The 18,780-nt window shown below is 40.7% G+C and carries 18 protein-coding genes and 1 pseudogene; 12 read left to right on the forward strand and 7 right to left on the reverse strand.

Translation table 11 applies throughout. The features are described from left to right. Nucleotides 1-128 precede the first annotated feature (128 nt). On the forward strand, nt 129-623 hold the full coding sequence (locus UB51_RS00780; RefSeq protein ID WP_044875645.1) for a CYTH domain-containing protein: 495 nt from the start codon (nt 129-131) through the stop codon (nt 621-623). Between the two features lie 308 nt (nt 624-931). Here UB51_RS00780 and UB51_RS00785 read toward each other — a convergent pair whose 3' ends face one another. Genes UB51_RS00785 through UB51_RS00805 form a run of 5 tightly spaced genes read right to left on the reverse strand, consistent with a single transcriptional unit; the run spans nt 932 to nt 6,406 of the window. Next, nucleotides 932-2,020 carry an ABC transporter ATP-binding protein gene (locus tag UB51_RS00785; RefSeq protein ID WP_044875646.1) on the reverse strand — a complete coding sequence of 363 codons (1,089 nt, stop codon included), beginning with the start codon at nt 2,018-2,020 and terminating at the stop codon, nt 932-934. After that, nucleotides 2,010-3,695 carry an ABC transporter permease gene (locus UB51_RS00790; RefSeq protein ID WP_044875647.1) on the reverse strand — a complete coding sequence of 562 codons (1,686 nt, stop codon included), beginning with the start codon at nt 3,693-3,695 and terminating at the stop codon, nt 2,010-2,012. The genes UB51_RS00785 and UB51_RS00790 overlap by 11 nt, the downstream gene beginning before the upstream one ends. An 18-nt stretch (nt 3,696-3,713) precedes the next feature. Then, on the reverse strand, nt 3,714-4,760 hold the full coding sequence (locus UB51_RS00795; protein WP_044875648.1) for an ABC transporter substrate-binding protein: 1,047 nt from the start codon (nt 4,758-4,760) through the stop codon (nt 3,714-3,716). A 21-nt stretch (nt 4,761-4,781) separates the two neighbouring features. Beyond that, complete coding sequence (locus UB51_RS00800; RefSeq protein WP_044875649.1) at nt 4,782-5,645, reverse strand: Cof-type HAD-IIB family hydrolase; 864 nt, start codon at nt 5,643-5,645, stop codon at nt 4,782-4,784. Between the two features lie 26 nt (nt 5,646-5,671). Then, a complete protein-coding gene (locus UB51_RS00805) occupies nt 5,672-6,406 on the reverse strand; it encodes an MBL fold metallo-hydrolase (protein WP_044875650.1) in 735 nt (244 codons plus the stop codon). Nucleotides 6,407-6,634: 228 nt separating this feature from the next. On the opposite strand from UB51_RS00805, the gene UB51_RS00810 reads away from it, so the two are divergent. The 8 genes and pseudogenes from UB51_RS00810 to UB51_RS28640 form a co-directional block, all read left to right on the forward strand. Next, a complete protein-coding gene (locus UB51_RS00810; protein WP_044875651.1) occupies nt 6,635-7,597 on the forward strand; it encodes a sugar-binding transcriptional regulator in 963 nt (320 codons plus the stop codon). Nucleotides 7,598-7,943: 346 nt separating this feature from the next. Beyond that, entirely contained in the window at nt 7,944-8,588 is a 645-nt protein-coding gene (locus tag UB51_RS00815) for a spore coat protein (RefSeq protein ID WP_044875652.1), read from the forward strand. A 237-nt stretch (nt 8,589-8,825) separates the two neighbouring features. Beyond that, nucleotides 8,826-9,773 (forward strand): radical SAM protein, encoded by a 948-nt coding sequence (locus UB51_RS00820; RefSeq protein WP_044875653.1) that lies wholly within the window; start codon nt 8,826-8,828, stop codon nt 9,771-9,773. 268 nt (nt 9,774-10,041) lie between these two features. Further along, entirely contained in the window at nt 10,042-10,296 is a 255-nt protein-coding gene (locus tag UB51_RS00825; RefSeq protein ID WP_044875654.1) for a hypothetical protein, read from the forward strand. A gap of 75 nt (nt 10,297-10,371) precedes the next feature. Beyond that, complete coding sequence (locus UB51_RS00830) at nt 10,372-11,349, forward strand: phosphotransferase family protein (RefSeq protein ID WP_044875655.1); 978 nt, start codon at nt 10,372-10,374, stop codon at nt 11,347-11,349. A gap of 87 nt (nt 11,350-11,436) precedes the next feature. Continuing rightward, on the forward strand, nt 11,437-11,934 hold the full coding sequence (locus UB51_RS00835) for a hypothetical protein (protein WP_044875656.1): 498 nt from the start codon (nt 11,437-11,439) through the stop codon (nt 11,932-11,934). Between the two features lie 259 nt (nt 11,935-12,193). Further along, complete coding sequence (locus UB51_RS00840) at nt 12,194-12,466, forward strand: hypothetical protein (protein WP_234405515.1); 273 nt, start codon at nt 12,194-12,196, stop codon at nt 12,464-12,466. Then, nucleotides 12,463-12,567: pseudogene (locus UB51_RS28640) on the forward strand (3-ketoacyl-ACP reductase); the annotation flags it as partial. The gene UB51_RS00840 and the pseudogene UB51_RS28640, both read left to right, overlap by 4 nt. A gap of 144 nt (nt 12,568-12,711) precedes the next feature. On the opposite strand, the gene UB51_RS00845 reads toward UB51_RS28640, so the two are convergent. Continuing rightward, entirely contained in the window at nt 12,712-13,983 is a 1,272-nt protein-coding gene (locus tag UB51_RS00845) for an MFS transporter (protein ID WP_044875658.1), read from the reverse strand. A gap of 316 nt (nt 13,984-14,299) precedes the next feature. Between UB51_RS00845 and UB51_RS00850 the strand changes: the two genes are divergently transcribed. Next, nucleotides 14,300-15,046: a polysaccharide deacetylase family protein gene (locus tag UB51_RS00850; protein ID WP_234405516.1), complete on the forward strand. Its 747-nt coding sequence runs from the start codon at nt 14,300-14,302 to the stop codon at nt 15,044-15,046. A gap of 68 nt (nt 15,047-15,114) precedes the next feature. Next, nucleotides 15,115-15,870, forward strand: coding sequence for a delta-lactam-biosynthetic de-N-acetylase (gene pdaA / locus UB51_RS00855; RefSeq protein ID WP_144407078.1), 756 nt, complete (start codon nt 15,115-15,117; stop codon nt 15,868-15,870). 134 nt (nt 15,871-16,004) lie between these two features. On the opposite strand, the gene UB51_RS00860 is transcribed toward pdaA, so the two are convergent. Then, complete coding sequence (locus UB51_RS00860) at nt 16,005-17,117, reverse strand: TolB family protein (RefSeq protein ID WP_044875660.1); 1,113 nt, start codon at nt 17,115-17,117, stop codon at nt 16,005-16,007. A 183-nt stretch (nt 17,118-17,300) separates the two neighbouring features. Here UB51_RS00860 and thrC point away from each other — a divergent pair, with 183 nt between their 5' ends. Further along, the gene (gene thrC, locus UB51_RS00865; RefSeq protein WP_044875661.1) at nt 17,301-18,695 is read left to right on the forward strand and encodes a threonine synthase; all 1,395 of its coding nucleotides are present in this window, start codon (nt 17,301-17,303) and stop codon (nt 18,693-18,695) included. The last annotated feature ends 85 nt before the right edge of the window (nt 18,696-18,780 follow it).

Here is an 18,780-nt window from a genome sequence, read left to right on the forward strand (position 1 = left end):
TAGAAGAAGATAGGGTTAATATACAATGGACTGTGGTTGAGGAAGAACGATTTAAGAACAATCCATCACCGTAGTGGTCAGCCTACACTACTCTTTTTTGAAAATGAAATGCAGAGGAGATTTACAACATGTCTTTGGAAATTGAACGGAAATTTTTACTGCCGGAAGTACCTCATGATCTCATTAAGCAGGAGATATTGAGTATACGTTCTGAACAACGAATCGAACAGACGTACCTTGCGCTAGATGATAATCAAGAATTGAGAGTACGGAAAATTGTAGATATTCCTTCAGGTCATGTGGAGTTCACACATACATTTAAAGTGGGAAATGGGCTTAGCCGTGAAGAAATTGAATATAATATTTCGGAAAGTATCTATAAGCAAATTGTTCAAGCCTTTCGGGCGATTCCATTAACCAAAACTAGAATAACAGCAACGTGGGGAGATACCGTTATTGAAATAGATTGTTATGATCAGATCGAGATGACAGTAGTGGAAGTTGAATTTAATTCACTAGAGGACGCCAAGGCCTTCGTAGCACCAGAGTGGTTCGGTCAAGATATTAGTGCGGATAAGCAATATAGTAATAAGAAGGTATGGAGAGAGCTTCAAAGTAACTAGTAGAGTGTCTGTTTATAGTTTAATCCATGTATAAACTTATGGTCTGATTCCAGGGGAGCCAAAAAAGCCAATTCAATGACTAAATGATGTCAAGGGTGCTGTAATTGTGGGCATAAGCACATGCTTACTATCAAGTGCCTCAATTGGGGACATCCGATGTACAAATAATGTTGAACACCTACGTTCAATCCCCAGGACAGCTGCAAATACCTGACAATAGTAGCGGTGGAGCTAGTATTGACCTTCAATAATAAGAACCTGAAATCGGTTATAAAAGTTTGGAATGTACGTTAAATAGGTTCTAGTATTTACCTAACCCAAGCCATGGCTTGGGTTTTTTTATGTTGCGTATATTGCTGCTCAACTATTGGTATATTGATGGAAACCTTATCATTTAACTTAAAAGGTAAAGGGGAGATGACTTCCCACTGCTGTCCGGTGGATTGGATATCATAATAGAATTCCTTGCCCTGAAACTGGACATTCACGATTTCACCTGATAGACCGTCAACTTGTTTGGGTCCCAGTTGGAATTGGTCTGGTCTAACAGGGTAAAGTCCATTTGTTTTGAAATAACGGGCAACTTCATTTCCCGACCACTGTAAGGTAGATTCTGCACCATCGGGGATGAAATGTTCGTTATCCCAGCGCCCACGAATAAGATTAGCCTTAGACACAAACTTTGCAACAAATTCCGTTTGAGGGTTTAAGTAAATTTCTTGAGGCGTACCTACTTGTTCGATTTGACCGTCGTTCATCACTACAATTCGATCTGCCATAGCTAAGGCCTCACCTTGATCATGCGTTACATATACGATTGCAGAACCCGTTTCCCGGTGAACGGATTGGATTTCACGCCGCATGTCCATGCGAAGCATAGCATCGAGACTACTTAGGGGTTCATCCATAAGTAGAAGGGAAGGCTCCGAAGCAACAGCACGTGCGATAGCAACACGCTGCTTTTGACCCCCTGATAATTCGTGAGGCATGCGTTTGGATAGATGGGACAAGCCTACTAATTTAAGAACGTCTGAGATGCGTTTTTCTTCGTTCTCACGGATTTCTTGAGGCGTCTCCTTGTGACTTCGGATTGGAAAGCGAACATGCTCTACGATATTCATATGGGGCCAGAGTGCGAAGCTTTGAAATACCATCCCAATCCGTCTTTTCTCAGGAGGGACACTTGAACGGGACGTAGCTACAATGGAGCCATCCATAACAATTTCTCCAGTGGAGGGTTGCTCGAATCCTGCGAGCATACGAAGTAAGGTGGTTTTTCCACAGCCAGAGGGACCCAAGATGGCAACAAATTCTCCATCCGCGATGCTTAAGCTAATGGATTTCAGGGCGGTATAATTCCCAAAGGTTTTACTAACTTCTTTCAGTTCAATACTCATGATTAACTCCTCTACGTAAAAATATTTTTTGCATTAGGTGGAATAGACCAGCCCCAATAAAAATCAGAAAGACGATCAAACTAGATAACGCAGTCGAATAGAGTGTATCGCCAGCTTGTTCAAAGCTGAAAATAGTAACTCCAATTGTCTGTGATCTTGAAGAGTATAGAAGCGCCGATACTGTCAGTTCAGTCAGCGCCGTCAGAAAGACGAGAATTGCTCCGCTAAGGAGTCCTGGTAGCAGTAGCGGTAGCAGAATGAACACCCATTTCCGCCATGGACTGGCTCCAGATACTCTGGCTGCTTCTTCCATGGAAGCGTCGACCTGCATGAATGCTGTGACACCCGCTCTAATCTGTAAGATAAGGAAGCGGCAGACGTAAGCAATGAACAATAGGGTAGTCGTTCCATAGATCCCAGGGTTCCATCCAGGAATAGGTTGCATCCAGACCAGAATCATCGATAATGCAAATACGATTCCAGGAATCGTATAAGGAATGGAGATGGCCAGCTCGGCAGCTTTTATAAGTTTGGAAGGTTTGCGTACACGAACATAAGCGAACAATGAACCGACAACTAAACAGACGATGAGTGTGGTCAGAGCTAGTATCAGGCTATTTTGAATCGATTGCCAGATCTTTGGATTGTTGAATAGAATATATTTGTAGTTCTCAAAAGTCACATTTGTCATGCTTAAAGGACGGCCATAGGCTCTTTTTAAAGAGAGTGCAATCATCGAGAATAACGGAACGATGGTAATGAAGATTAAGCTAATCCAGAGGAGTGGACTCAACCATACCCGATGTTTTCCTAAATCATAACGAGGTTGGTCATCCATTCGAGCTGTATCATCTGACTTACTCTTGCGGACGGAGAGCCACTGTAGCAGTGTTCCAACGACGGCGATGATTCCTAATATGATAGAGAGAGAAGCTCCTCGTGCAAAGGCAGAAGGACCGAAGCCGATGATTTCTTCATAAATCAATGTACTAAGCACACTGATGTTAACGGGTGTCCCCAAAAAAGCGGGAATGCCAAAATTGTCAAGCGAGGCCAAGAATACAAGTAGCCCACCTGCCGTAATCCCTGGTAAAGCAAGCGGAAGAGTGATGTGGGTGAATTTTTTGATCCAACTTGCACCACTAGCCTTGGCTGCCCATTCTAAATCCCGCGGAATCTTTTTGAATACATTTACGGTAAACATATAGACAAGCGGGAAATGGTGAATACCCATGACGAAAATGATCCCTCCCATACTATACATACTCCATGGCTTGGTATCCGGATGTAAGAGGTGTAGAAATCCAGCCATGAATCCCTGAGAACCCATAAAGGAAGACCAGGATAATGTAAGTACATAGGATGGAAGAACAAAAGATAATAGAATCAGTAGATGTAGTAGTTTTTTGTATCTTATATTCGTATAGGCCATTACCCAAGCAGTCACAATACCGAGCACTAAAGATAATAGCGTAGACGTTATCACGATAATAAATGTATTCTGTAACGTGATCCAAAAGCGAACCTGCTTAAATAATTCCGCATAGTAACTGAGACTGAATCCTGTTTCTACCCGAATGCTTAAATAGAAAAGTTTGGCGATGGGGAGAACAAAAAAAAATAGTGTGGCTACGATTCCTAGAATGATTGCTGTTTTTTTGGTTAAGTTACCCATAAGTAATCGCTCCGCTCGTTAGTTTCCGAATAACTCCGTAAAGTGTTTTTTGTCCGCTTCACGTTCGCTTGTCAATGTAGCGATATCTCCAGACAGTAGAGTGAGATCTGAAATACCCTTCAGCCCTTCGGGTGGAGCTACACCTTTACGAATCGGAGTGTACCCGATTTCAGCGGCAATTTTCTGTCCATCTTCTGATAAGACGAAATCGACAAATGCTTTAGCTGCTTCGGTGCTGTCTGTATTATTGATAATACCGATCGGTTCCGTAATGATTGGTACGCCCTCTTTTGGATAACTTAGGGCGATGGGTGATCCTTTTACTTTCTCACGAGCAACCATATAATCGACAACGATACCATAGTTCTTCTCGCCACTGGCTACGGCTTTGAGAACAGCACCATTTCCTTTAATGACTGCCATGTTGTTTGTTTTCAATTTCTCAATAAACTCCCATCCGAAGCTGTCGGCACGTGAGAATACACCAATGTTATAAGCCGCTGCACCAGAATACAACGGGCTTGGCATAATCGCAGCATCTTTAGCTTCCTCAGAGGTGAGAATTTGCCAAGAAGTTGGTAGTGAGGATACTTTATCTGTATTCGTAGCTAGAATTGTGGCAATGATCTTTGTTCCTGTATACATCCCTTCTGGGTCCATTAGATCGGCTGCAATTTGATCTCTCTCAGGGGATTTATAGGACATCAGTAGACTTTGGCTTTTTAAATGTTCAAAAGTAACTGAATCGGCAAGTAGAAGAACATCCGCCTGAACCTGACCCGCTTGTTTCTCTGCTTGGATTTTCGCAGTCACTTCTTCAGTACCCGATCGAAAAGTTTCGACATTGATATCTGGATATTTAACATTGAAGGCTTGGACTAATTTGGTCGCGTCTTCTTCAGGCTGAGAAGTATAGAAGGAGAGCTGACCGGAGATTGAAGTAGACGGCGTATTCGATGAACCTTCTGCTGTTTCCGTGTTCGTAGATGTTTGTGTCTGAGAGCTACAGCCAGTAAAAATCAATATAGAAGCCATCATGGCAAAAACTGAACTTTTCTTTAACATGTTAGTTTGCTCCTCTTATACTCAATTTGGTCTTATTAGATACTTAAGAACGGCTTGTGCCACGCCATCTTCTTGATTACTACTAGTAACGATTGATGAAATCTGCTTCACCTGTTCTTCAGCGTTACCCATCGCAATTCCCAACCCAGCCCATTTCAACATTTCAATATCATTATCGTAATCGCCAACAGCCGCCACCCTAACACTTGGAATTTGATGCTCACGGCATAAATACTCTAGTGCAGACTGCTTGCTCACACCATAGGGATTCACGTCAAAACGCCTTGTCCCCGTTCTTGTGATTACAAAAACGTTCCACGTCTGAAGTTCATTCATCAGCTTGTCAAGTAGATCGGAATCATCACTAATGATCGTTGCTTTATAAATGGGTTCTGTACGAACGCTTAGAAATTCCCTAAGGTCATCAACAGGTTCTACTTGGATGAAGCCAATCTGATCTCGGTAATTCTCTTCTGTCAGAGGCTTATCGGTAGTTACTACGACATTAGCCAGCGGCCATTGAGCATTTATGGAGTTTAGTTCATTGACATAAAGGACGTTATATCCATACAGGTGAATATAAGCGCCTTGGCTTTCAATAAGCTTAATTAACTGATTAGCATGTTTTGGTGATAGAGGTTTTCCTGATATCAGCTGACCGGTACCTTCATTTACAATAACTGATCCGTTAAGCGCAATCAGTGGGAAATTCATTTCTGTCGCTTTAGCATGAAGCCATACAGAGGCAGGGAAACGACCGGATGCTATGGTTAGGCGTCCCCCATTGTGCAACCACGTTGCTAAAGCATCGTGGACAGCGGGTGTAATTTGTTTGTCCGGATTAAGTAATGTACCATCCATATCCAGAGCCAATAATTCATACATTCGTTGTTCTTCCCCCTTGGTTGGATTTATAAGGTATACATCAGAGATGTGTTAGGAAGATCGACGGGACCACCAAAGGCAACACTTGCTGCTTTCCGCATGAATTCGAAATCACCATCCCCCGGTAGATGGACTAGAACGAGCTTTTTAACATTAGCTTTACAAGCAATGATCCCTGCTTGACTGGCGTTCATATGCCCGATACCAGTGGTATGTATGCTCCCTTCACAAATCGTTGCTTCACAGAGAAAGATATCTGCATCTTTAGCCAAATCCACTAGAGATTCGCAATAGGAAGTGTCTCCTGAATAGACAAGCACCTTTCCGTTATACGTAATTCTTATCGCATAACATGGGATCGTGTGGAATACAGAGACAAACTCAACTTGGGCGCCGGCAATTGAGATGGTTAGGGTGGGATCGATAATCGTAATTGTTGAATGTTCTCCGTACAGCGTGTCTAACATATTAGCAGGCTCTGCGGGTGCATATAGGGAGAGTTTTTTCTTCATTTTCCCATTACGGATCGCGCCTGCAGCGGCATACTGGAGAATTCCCATATCTGCAATATGATCATGATGTAGATGAGATAGAATCACTCCGTCGAGCTTTTCTACATCTGTTTGATTGACTAGCTTACTCATTACACCGCTACCACAATCGAGGAGAATCTGCCCTTCGCCAGTGTCGACTAAATAGCCCGCGGTCGCTCCGCCTGCTGAAGGATAACCTCCCCAGAAACCTAAAATTTTGACATCCATGCTTTCACCTCAAATGATCGTGGCTGATTTCGTTTACAATTGTTCCGGTACAAAACAATTGTAAACAGTTTTTATTTTCCACGGATTAAGAGATCGTCAAGTTTGTGTAAATTACAGAATTTAAGACTGATAACCTTGACGCTTGTACTTCTAAATATTTATAGTGAGTTAGATGTTATAGTTATTGAGTTAAGATTTTCTAAATAATGAATAAAAAGGCGGACATATATGTTAAATGCCGATAACAAAAAGTTGATAGTGAAAATAAGTAAACTCTACTACTATGAATCTTGGACGCAGGAGAAAATTGCTGAGAAATTTAATGTGTCACGTCCTTTCATTTCTAAAATGCTCCAGAAGGCGCGAGAGGTAGGTATTGTAGAGATCCTTGTTCACGATGATCCGCAACAGATGTCCGAGCTTGAGAAGGATATGGAATTGATGTTTAACCTAAAAGAAGTATTAGTCGTACCCACTAGAGATATAAATAAGGAATTGGTGACTAGTGCCGTAGGTAAAGCCGCCGCTCAGTTTGTCCAGAAGTTGATCAAGAATGGTGATCGGATCGGTGTGTCATGGGGAAATACACTATATCATATGGTTAGAGAGTTCCCGTTGGAGAAAAAGGAAAATGTAAAAATTGTTCCGCTTGTTGGTGGAACAGGAAACGAACGGACAGAAATGCATTCCAACCAAATTGCCTATGAGCTGTCCAAAAAATTGGGGGGGAAATGTGAATCACTTTATGCCCCTTCCTTTGTAGAAACGGAACAACTGAAAGAGCAAATCGTACGTCTTCCTAATATTGCATCTGTTCTGGAAGAAGGAGAGAAAGTTGATATAGCACTTGTGGGGATTGGAAATCCATATTCCATGTCAACGATGGAGCGATTTGGATATTTGAGCGAAGCTATATTGGATGAACTGCGAGCGTTGGATGTAGTAGCTGACATTAATTCCCGATTCATCAATAGGGAGGGTCAGGTCGTTAACCATTCCATTAACAATAAAGTGATCGGTATTGGACTGGAAAGTCTAAAACAAAGTAATAACGTTATCGGGCTTGCTTTTGGATTGCACAAAATTGAAAGTATTAGGGCAACCTTAAAAGGGGGCTATATTCAGATGCTTGTGACAGATGAGGCAACGGCTTACAGAATTCTGAAACCTGAGACTGAACATCATCAATGAACAAAGTATAGTGCGATATGTTAGATGATGAGATAGAATCATTCACTTCTTAAGTGAAATAGTGGAGAATATCACCGTAACAGAAGAAATGTCGGATTCTTTCTTGAAGAAACAATTTGATAAGCTTGTTACTTGAATAATGCCATTCCATTAACTAAAACAAGAATCACTGCAGCTTGGGAGACACCATAATTGAAATAGATTGTTATGATCAGATCAAGCTGACTGTAGTGGAAAATTGAATTTAATACTACTTCCATTTTGCTCCATGTATAAATAAGCCCCGAAACACTCAAGATATGGAAGTTGAATTACCATTCTTAAATTCACTGAAGGAGGCTAAACAATGCAGGAGCAGAGCCAGAACCAATTGAATAATCAACCACCAGCGATGTTGAATAGGAATCACGGGGGCCATGAACTTTTTGATATGCATGAAGTGTTGTCTGGTATGATCAGTGTTCTTGATCAATTCATGATCTTCAGACCCCTCGTACAGGATAAGGAGCTTCTATCCATCTTAGATCGTCAATACAATTTCATACTCTCCCAGTACAACCTGACGGCAGAATGCTTTACTTCAGGTCAAAAACCAAGTCAAGAAACATCCACGTATATGATGCAAGAAGTGGCACAGGTGAATTATGGTCTTAGTCCAAGTCAGCCTAAAAAGCCGTATCAATCGTTAAACGATGTCAAGGATGCTGGAATTAGTGGATATATGCTTGGTTTGATAAAAACGAATGCTTCGCTTCTGACCATGGCGGCAGTTGAGGTGGTTAATCCCGTTGTGCGTCGTGTACTTGCTTCTCAAGTAGAGAACTACATCGAAATGGCCTATGAAATATTCTTGTACCAAAACAAGCATGCCTACTACCAGGTCCCTCAGCTGGCAACTTCAGATATACAAACCATGCTGAACACCTACGTTCAATCCCCAGGACAACCGCAATTGCCTAACAATAATAGTAATGGTATCGGCCTTCAATAAAACCAACATCGGTGATAGTGGTTGTTCCATGTGATCATGCTCTCCGAAATCTCTCTTGTATTTGTTACCTAACCCAAGCTATTGCTTGGGTTTCTTTATGTTACATAGCGTGAAGAACTAATATAATAGTAGTCATTGTTAGATACATCATACAAACACTGAGGATAAATCTATATAATCACTAGGTTGAGCGTATTTTGACCCATGATCTTAATCTTCAGGAGGTAAATAATAACCATGATGTATAAATCATTAGAGCTAGAAAAACCGACTACTTACGAATTGGAAGGGTTAGAGATCGGTGTTACCTCTAATTGTAATTTTCGCTGTGATTACTGCTGTGCTTACCATAGAAATGATGGACAAAGTATCGACGCCAAAGAGATTATCCGCGTGCTGGAAGAACTCCCTAAGTTAAAAAGAGTTAGACTATCCGGTGGTGAGGTCACCTTGAAGTTTCAGGACTGTGTCGAGGTCGTTGCTTATTGTGCATCCAGAGGTATTCAAACACAGTTAAATTCTAACGGAAGTCTATTGAATGCTGAACGTATTCAGCAATTGGTTGAGGCAGGTCTAACGACAATTCATATTTCATTTAACTTTACATCAGCTGAGGAATTTTCTCGATATTACAATATCCATCCCCGTATATATGAGAAAATAAGAGAGAATATTGCTATGTTTGCAGCAACTTCTGTAGATACGGTGCTTGAAACGTTGCTCTTCAGTGAAACCGAGCATCATATGAAGGAGATTAGTGATCACGTATATCAATTAGGTGTGCGAACCCATGAGATACAGAATAGTATTATTATGGACCATACAGGTTGGAAATCCATAGCTGCTCGTGAAGCTTTAAAGAACGCAGTAAATGACCTTATCAAGCACAAGAAAGAGGATACTGTGCTGTATTTTACGTGTATGGATCGTTTCGCAGAGAAACTAGGCTTTCACGAGCAACCGGGTGTATTCTTTCCTCACTGTATCGAAGGAAAGACACAGCTTCATCTTCATGGCAACGGGGATGTGCTTATATCAGAGTTGTGTCATCCAGTCATTATTGGGAACATATATAAAGGAACTGAATTAAACAAAATTTTTAGTAATATGCCGGCACCATTGAGTGAGTTTCTGGATCGGCAACCTTGTCCTGCTCTGGATGCCCTGTTTCCATCATGTGAATAAGGGTTAAGGTAAATCGAAGGTCTTACGCATCCACTGAGTTTGAAATAATTCTTGAAAAGAAGTACCTCCGATGTTTTTAATGGAGGTACTTCTTTTTTTCTCGCTGAAGGTATCTCAATATAGTCATATCGTGGAGGTAAAGAAAGCTATGTGAGAAAGCAATCATTGTAGAGGATCGAGTAGAATGATTCACTTCTCCAGTGAAATAGTGTAATGTTGTAATATTGAGCAGCAAAGGAATAGCGATAAAAGATAAGAGGGGAATATCATGGTGACAGAAGAGATGGCTCTAAATGCAGTTGTAGTAGTAACAGGAATCCCAAGTGATGTGTTGGTAGAAAACCCGGGCTATGAGGGTAGGTTTGTGTTTGTGTCCAACCTATCTAAGAAGACCTATTATGTTGAATCTGTCCAAAAGGTGAATAGCATTACACCCGAGGAGCGTGAGGATATGGAGATCTTCGGCGAGCATGATGGGCTATGTGTATATGAGGTACACCCTTGGTGGGATAAGTTAGTATAAATACACATGGATTAACTTAATCAAAAAACGCCTCCATAATGGGTAAGTTATGCAACACAAGGAGGAGATGAGATCGTGAAAGAAGGATGGGAAAGAACAGAACTTCCTACTTCTCTTGACCTAAAGCAAATAAATCAAATCATTGAACCTGTCCTTTCAGGTAAAGTGGTAGTTGCAGCTGAACGATTAGGTGGTGGTTTCAGTAATTCCAACTACAAAGTACATCTGGAAGGAAGCGTCAATCCCTACGTGCTTCGTCTGTTTAGAGGAGAGGGAGAGATTGCAGACAAAGAGCTTGCCATCTCGAAGCTCGTGATTGAAACCGTGCCTGTCGCTGATTACATATATATCGATACAAGCTGTGATACATTCGATAAATCATGGGCCATCTTGGAATGGAAAGAGGGAATCCTTTTACGTGATGTGTTTAAAATTGGAATTATCGAGGATATCGGCTCAGCTGCAGCATCTGTAGGTAAAACGCTTGCCAATATACATAGCTATACTTTTCCACAATCCGGGTTCTTCGATAAAAATCTGAATATTTCACAGCCTTTCAGCATGGACAGTGAGCAATTTCTTTCCCTTATGGAACAAAGTCTTTTTCATAGTCCATCCGGTAAATGGTTGGGGGAGGAACTCGCAAAAGAGTTATGGTTTTTTTGCCAAACCCATGGCTCATTATTATCGGAATACGAAGAAACACCCGTACTTGTTCATTCAGACTTCAACGGTTTAAATATACTGATGCAACAAAGCCCAACAGGATATGCTGTATCAGCAGTACTGGATTGGGAGTTTGCATTTTCCTGGAGGAGATATGCCGATATCGCTAATATGTTGCGGTATGAAGAGGATGGTTCAATATTTGAACAGCATTTTATTCAGGCTTACCAGGATCATGGAGGGATTCTTGAAGGAAACTGGAAGCTCCTATCCAAACTTGAGGATCTTGTTTCTCTTTGTGATATCCTGAACCATTCTACTATGGATACCCCCAACCGAATTCGTGATGTTCGGCGCTTGATAGCTAAGACTGTCAAGAACTACTGATTTTGAGCTCGATAGGAGCTACAAATGGTCTGTATGCCAAGGATATGGTATAATCCATACACTATAAAATCGTACGCCGGAGGTCCTATGTTATCCTTTGAACAAAAACTTCAGATTCTAGAATCTTTCCCTAAATTACAACGAAAGAATGTATCTCTCGGTCGAGTGAATTTCCACTTTGAAGAGAGCCAGCAGGATAAAAAGACGATTGCGCTTCACCTTCATCCGAATGGGAATGGATTCGTCTATGCGGGCCTTCTACAAGGGTATGACTCTGACGAGAAAGGGTTTGTAAATATCCGAGAATTCACTGCGGACGAATTGAAGACGCTCGTAGAGGCTTCCATTCATTCACTTTCTTCTAGTCGAGAAGAGATCCATTCCGTAGGTGACCGCATTATAGCGGAAAGTAACTTTCACGAGGCAGAAGTGTGGACCAATGATGATGAGCAACTGCTTTCTCTCGTACATGATGACGATTTATGGTACATCTACACGGGGCAGAACGTTGAAATGGTATTTGAAACATTGAAAGAAGCGAAGGAATATTTGCGAGAAGAAGGATTTACTCTTTCGAAGAAATAGTAAAAATGTGGCTTCATTAGTATTGTTGAATGAAATAGGATTAATTGTTATAGAGATACTCAAACAGGCAGTCGACTAATTAGTCGACTGCCTGTTTGAGTAGTTATTCTAGGGATAATCAGAGGAAAAAGCAATCTCTTATGAACATGAAGGATTGGATAAGAGGTGTAGCAGTTTAATCTCTATCTGATACGCATATCAGTACCACCAATAGCTCTTTAATATGTTATTGTCATTTCTATATAAGGGAGGAGATCCATTGAAATTCCAACAGAATCTAAACGACTTATCCAACCAATACGAAGACATGGTAGAACAAGAAGACCAATACATAGTTAAACTTCAGACCTGCGGGGAGTTGATGATGGATACGTTAGCGGTAATCTCAATGAAAGCCGGGATGTTGCATCTAGAAACAGTCAAGAAGGTAACACGCAGTATTCATGCGATAGAGCAAGAATTATATAATGAACTGTTTTACATTAGACTGGAGAAAAGTTTACTTTCCAACAAGATGAGACAGATGGAGTAGGTGAACCCGAAGATATTGCTAATGGGATTGAGTTCTTAGTGAGGGGACAGGGGCAATGGAGTACGAGACAGACGATTAGAGTGAATGGTGGATTTATTTAAGGATAGGAAATAATAGGCATTGAATAGCAAAAAAAGTTTCTCCACTTTTGCGGAAAAACTTTTTTTGCTTATTAAACAGTTTTAAGTTCGTGATCCTGTCATTCCTTTATTGATTGCTTAGAATTCTAAGAATTCTTATCATTCTTAGCTTGTCTCGGTGGAGGATACCGTGGCTAAAGAAGGTTCAGGTTTATATTTGAAGATGGGAATCAGGATCATAGCACCCACCAACAAGACAATACCGGATACACAATAAATCTCCACGAGTGGAAAGTGCTTCTTGAGGACTCCTGCTAAGGACATCATGATGACCATCATTCCCATAAACATAGGACTAAGTACGCCGTTTACACGCCCAACGTAGGATTGTTCGGTCCATTGTAAGATTAGGGTGTTGATGCCGATTTGAATACAAGGCATAGTGAGTCCATTTATAAATTGTAACGCTAACGTTAGAGGAATGCTTGTGGACAATCCCATACCTACGATACATAAGGCACTAACGCTCATACCAAATGCAAGCAGAATTTGTGGAGACACCTTTTTGGCAAGGGTCATGATAATAGCCCCACCAACTAACATAGCAGCACCATTAACCATTAAGAGAAACTGTAGGAACTCTTTCGGTTGACCCAGTCGCTCTGTGACCACGAATAGGCCTAGAGTCTGAATGATCCCAACGGAGAACCCAGCAATAGCAAATGCACCAGCGAGTACCTTCAACACGGGACTTTGCCATACATAGCGAAACCCATCAGCCAGTTCTTTACGTAAATTCAGGGCCTTGGGTTCACCAGTTTCTTCCTGTACTTCATCGGGTGGAAGACGGAAGAGCACGACGGCGGACAATAAGAAGGCAACACCCATCACGGCTATGGAGATATGAATACCAAATTGATTATATGAGAAAATACCGAGAGCAGGTCCCATGATCATAAAGATAGCGACAAGCGATTGGAACAATGCCATACCTTGTTGCAGCTGGTCGGGATGTACATGTTGCTTGAATAACTTCATGACAGATGGCTGAGAAAACTGCGATAAAATGGCGGAGACGAAAGTAGCGAGGTAGATCATCTCCCACGAACCGTACAGTAACGTCAAGAGGACGATAAGCACGGAAGCAGAGGAGAGAAAGTCACACCAGATCATGGTTCGTTTAGGTCTCCAACGATCGGCGAACGCACCTCCGATGAAGGAGAAGACAAAGATAGGTGCGAATTCAACTACCGAAATGAGAGAAATCGCCATAGGATCGTTGTTCGTTTTATCAGTGACAAACATGAGGATGGCAAAGTTTCTAACCCAGATTCCGATTTGCAGGAATAAATTTGATATGAGTATGGTTTGGTAAAATCGGTTCCTGAATAAATTACCACTCATGGGCGACGCGTGTGTCGCAGATACATTGGACATGATATACACCTCTATTTTAGTCTATATGGTTATTTTTCCTATATAACCATAAGGCATTATGGGCTACTTGGGAAGAGGGAATGAGAATAATAATACGAAAAGAAGCAATTTATACATAAGATATAGCTATTTAGAAGAGAAAGACCGATAGTATTCGGGGCATTGTCCTTTATGAGAGGGATGAGGCTTCTTTGGTGCGTGCATAAATAATGGACGGTATACACATCTTAATAAGATAAGGGGTTGAACCGAAACATTTAGATCACCCTCAAAAGGCGTGGCGCACTGTAACTATATATATATGTAGGAGGAAATATTGAATATTTGGAGTTTATTATTCTTACCTTTTGTTTGTGGTCTCCCATTTCACCATGAGGTAACATCTATTCCTGTTGAGAAACAATTACATCAATATACAGAACAACAAGGTATTATCAAAAAAGTTCAGACAGATCACCGATGGATCGCCTTCACTTTTGATGATGGACCTGATCCTCAGGAAACCAATGAAATTCTAGATGTTCTAAAACAATATCATGCTAAGGCAACTTTTTTCGTAGTTGGAGAACAAGCAACTAAATATCCGGATATTGTGCGCAGAGAAGTTTCGGAAGGGCACGAATTAGCGAACCATACGTATAGTCATACGGATTTCAAACATTTATCCAAAGAGGAAGTAAAAGAGGAAATTGTAAAGTCTGAGAATGAAATCTTGTCAATTACAGGTCAGCAGACAATCTTATTTCGTCCACCAGGAGGGTACTGTAATGATCTAATCATGAAGACAGCAGAGCAACTGGGATATACCGTGATTTTGTGGACATGGTATCAGGATTCCAAGGATTGGAGTAAACCGGGAGTGCATCAGATTGTGAATCGGGTGGTCTCCAATGCCCATTCAGGCGATATCGTATTATTTCATGATCGAATATCTGGTAAATCTCAAACCGTTAAAGCCTTAAAGGTGATTTTACCTGAGTTACAAGAACAAGGGTACAGCTTCGTAACGATATCTAAATTATTGGGTTCCAATCAAATTAGATACCATATAGGACAAAATTAAGGCAAGAGTATAATAAAAATTTCTATATAAGGAGTGTTACATTAGTGAAACGATTGTTCCTATTGTGGATGGTGTTAGGATTATTTGTTACATTATTTCCTTCGAATACGGTAGTAGCTACAGATGTCCCACATCACTATGGTTTCATAAAGAGTAAGAATGGTGCGCTACCTTCTATTGATAATGAAGCCTTTAAGGGGATATTGAAGGAAAATGGTGCTATATTTTTAGGCGATACAACGAAGAAAGAAATTTACCTCACTTTTGACAATGGGTATGAGAATGGATATACAGTAAAGGTTCTAGATATTTTGAAGGAGAAAAAAATACCGGCCGCCTTTTTTGTAACAGGACATTATGCGAAAGATCAACCCGAGCTATTAAAGCGAATGGCGAATGAGGGTCATATTGTAGGAAATCATTCTTGGGGGCACCCAGATATGAGCCAAATTTCTAATAGCCGTGTGACAGACGAGCTTGAAAAATTGAAGAATCAAGTCCTAGAAACAACAGGACAGAAAGAAATGCGTTTTATGCGCCCACCCCAAGGTATCTTTAGTAAACGAATGCTTGAAGTAAGTAAGGAACTTGGGTATACGAATGTATTCTGGTCGATTGCCTATAAAGACTGGGATACTAAGGACCAAAAAGGATCAAAATATGCTTATGATCATGTCATGAAGCAACTTCATCCAGGCGCTGTAATATTACTTCACTCTGTTTCTAAGGATAACGCAGACGCTTTGAGGCAAATTATCGATGACACGCTTAAACAGGGATATGAGTTCAAAAGCTTGGATCAACTGACAACTAAGAATTATTAATGAGAATTGTAGATAAATAATGAGTTGGAAAAAGAGCCGAGAAGTACGATATCATCGTACTTCTTGGCTCTTTTATTTGACATAACCTTGATCTTATTTAATTGTAATTTTCATTTCATGGGTTAGGCAGAACATTAGAAGAGCATCTTAAAGAAAACTTCTAGTGCTGAACGGTTGTTTTTACTGTTGACTGAATCTTTCACGGCTGGTACTTGAATGGGCAGTTCAATTTGTTTAGGTTCACTGTTAGGAGAATCAATCATATACAATGAATAATCAGATGTAGACGTGGCAAATGCCTTATCTACCATAAAATATAGTGTATTTCCTATGGAGACGGGATGATTTGTAAATTCACCAAGCGATGTCAGTTGCTTCTCTTTAGTAGTTGACGGTTCATAGGAATACAACTCATACTCGAATGTGCCTTTGTCATCCGTTTTAGCAACGGATTGGTAGTAGAGAAGATCTGACTTTTCGTTCCAAGTGAAATCGTAAATATCTCTCTCGCGTGTAGGTGAGATGACTGTGCCTTCAGATTTTGTATCGTTAAGTGGGAATTGAAAAATCTTTTGCTTCGCGTTGAATATATCGTCAGCAGTTTTAGCATGAGCGTCATCCATCATTGCGACGTAGATGTATTGCCCATCTTTGGATATTTGTAAGGAGTCTAATTCATATTTCTCGAGATATGTATGCCTGATAGGTTCTTCTTTAGTTAAATTTTGCTCATACACATCGAAATCATGGGCACGTTTGGACGCGATGGGAGAGTAGTTTTTGAAACTACCCGCTTGTAGGAAAAAGACGGAATCTCCATCAGGGGCCCATTCAATCTCTGTGATATTACTGTCTTTTTCAAGCAGTACGGTGGTCACGCCCGTGCGAAGATTGACGATCTTAATCGAGCTTCTAGGCTCAGAGGAGCCGTACGCGTTAGCTTCGATGAATGCAAGACTTGAGCCGTCTGGAGAAAAGTCTGGATCAAGCAGTCGTTCATTTGAGTTAACGAGTGTTTCTTGTTGGTTTTGCTTTGGATCATAGAGATTCAGGGTGTTTATTTCACTTGTAGAGGTCACATATACGATTTGACTTGCAGAGACATCATAAGCACCTGTTAATGGAGATTTAAGGTCCTCCGCTGCAACAGTCTGTTGTAGTGGTATTACCGTGCTCGCTCCAATGAATAACAGGGTAGATAGTATCGATATACGTATAGCATGAATATGGGGAGTGAATAATCTCATTAGATTCCTCCTATTGGTAATATTTATTTAAATTATACTGCAAAACATGTTTATTTACTTGATTAGATCATTTTGCTAAAAAATAATTGTTGGGTTAAAGCTCCTAGTAAAGGTATTATAGATATAATTAAACTAAAGATATAGGAATCATATATTCTAAATACGTATTATTGGAGGCAGGGTATGAAATTTATAAGCACAAGAGGTCATGTAGAGTCCCAAGGGTTTATTGATACGGTGCTCATGGGTTTGGCTGATGACGGCGGACTGATGATCCCGGCTGAGATCCCGGTCATTTCACCAGCTACTCTGAAAGAGTGGAGTAAATTAAGCTACAATGAGCTATTTCTGCAAATCTTCTCGCACTACACGAATGAAGAGATTCCTTATGAAGATCTGAAGGAAATGGTGAATAAGAGCTACGCTAATTTCCGTGACTCTGAGGTCACACCTGTGAAGAAAATGAATGATTCGCTCTTTATTCTAGAATTATTCCATGGCCCTACGTTTGCATTTAAGGATGTAGCTTTGCAATTTATGGGTGAATTCTATTCTTACGTATCCAAAAAGCAAGGTAAAATCATTCATATTCTTGGAGCTACTTCGGGAGATACGGGAGCGGCAGCCATCCAAGGGGTACGAGGTAAGGAAGGCATTCGCATCTGTATCTTGCATCCTTACCAGAAAGTAAGCAAGGTGCAAGAGCTACAAATGACAACAGTCGATGATGATAATGTATTGAACCTTTCTGTAAAAGGGAATTTCGATGATTGCCAGAAGATTATTAAAGAGTTGTTTGCAGACTTAGATTTCAAAAGTAAACATCATCTCCGAGCGATTAATTCGATTAATTTTGTCCGTATTTTGGCGCAAACCGTCTATTATTTCTACGCATACTTTCAAATCGAGCAAGGAGAGAAGTCGAAGAAAGTTAACTTTAGCGTCCCATCAGGGAACTTTGGTAATATCTTCTCAGGTTTCTTGGCGAAAAAGATGGGCTTACCTATTCATAAACTGATTATTGCGACAAATGAGAATAATATTCTTGAACGGTTTGTTCAGACAGGCGAATATAAGCCAGGTGACTTCAAGAGTACGTATAGTCCTTCGATGGATATTCAGGTGGCAAGTAATTTTGAGAGATATCTCTATTATTTCTTGGATCAAGATGCTGAGAAAGTATCTGATTACATGAAGAAGTTCCAAGAAGAAGGGGAAATTGTGATCAGTCCAGAGGATCTAGATCGTGTGAAATCCGACTTCGAGGCTTATGGTGCTAACAACGAGCAATGCTTAGAATTGATTAGTAAGTATAAAGCTGATTATGGCTACTTGCTAGATCCACACACAGCTTGCGGTATTGCCGCTTATGAAGAATATAATGGTGAAGATGAGATTTGTATCTCATTCGCTACTGCGCACCCTGCTAAATTCGATGAAGCGATCGCACAATGTGACATCAAGCAAGAGTTCCCTGCAGAAATTGAACAATTGTTCTCCATGTCACAACACCAGTCCGTTATCGATCATAACAAGGAAGAAATCGTAAGACAGCTTGAAGCATTTTACGAGAGATAGAGATATATAACATAGCGACAGAAGTAATGTCGAGAAATAAACGAAATAGCCTACTGACAGGATCACATGTCAGCAGGCTATTTCT

Source organism: Paenibacillus sp. IHBB 10380, from assembly GCF_000949425.1.
Classification (GTDB): Bacteria; Bacillota; Bacilli; order Paenibacillales; family Paenibacillaceae; genus Paenibacillus_AQ.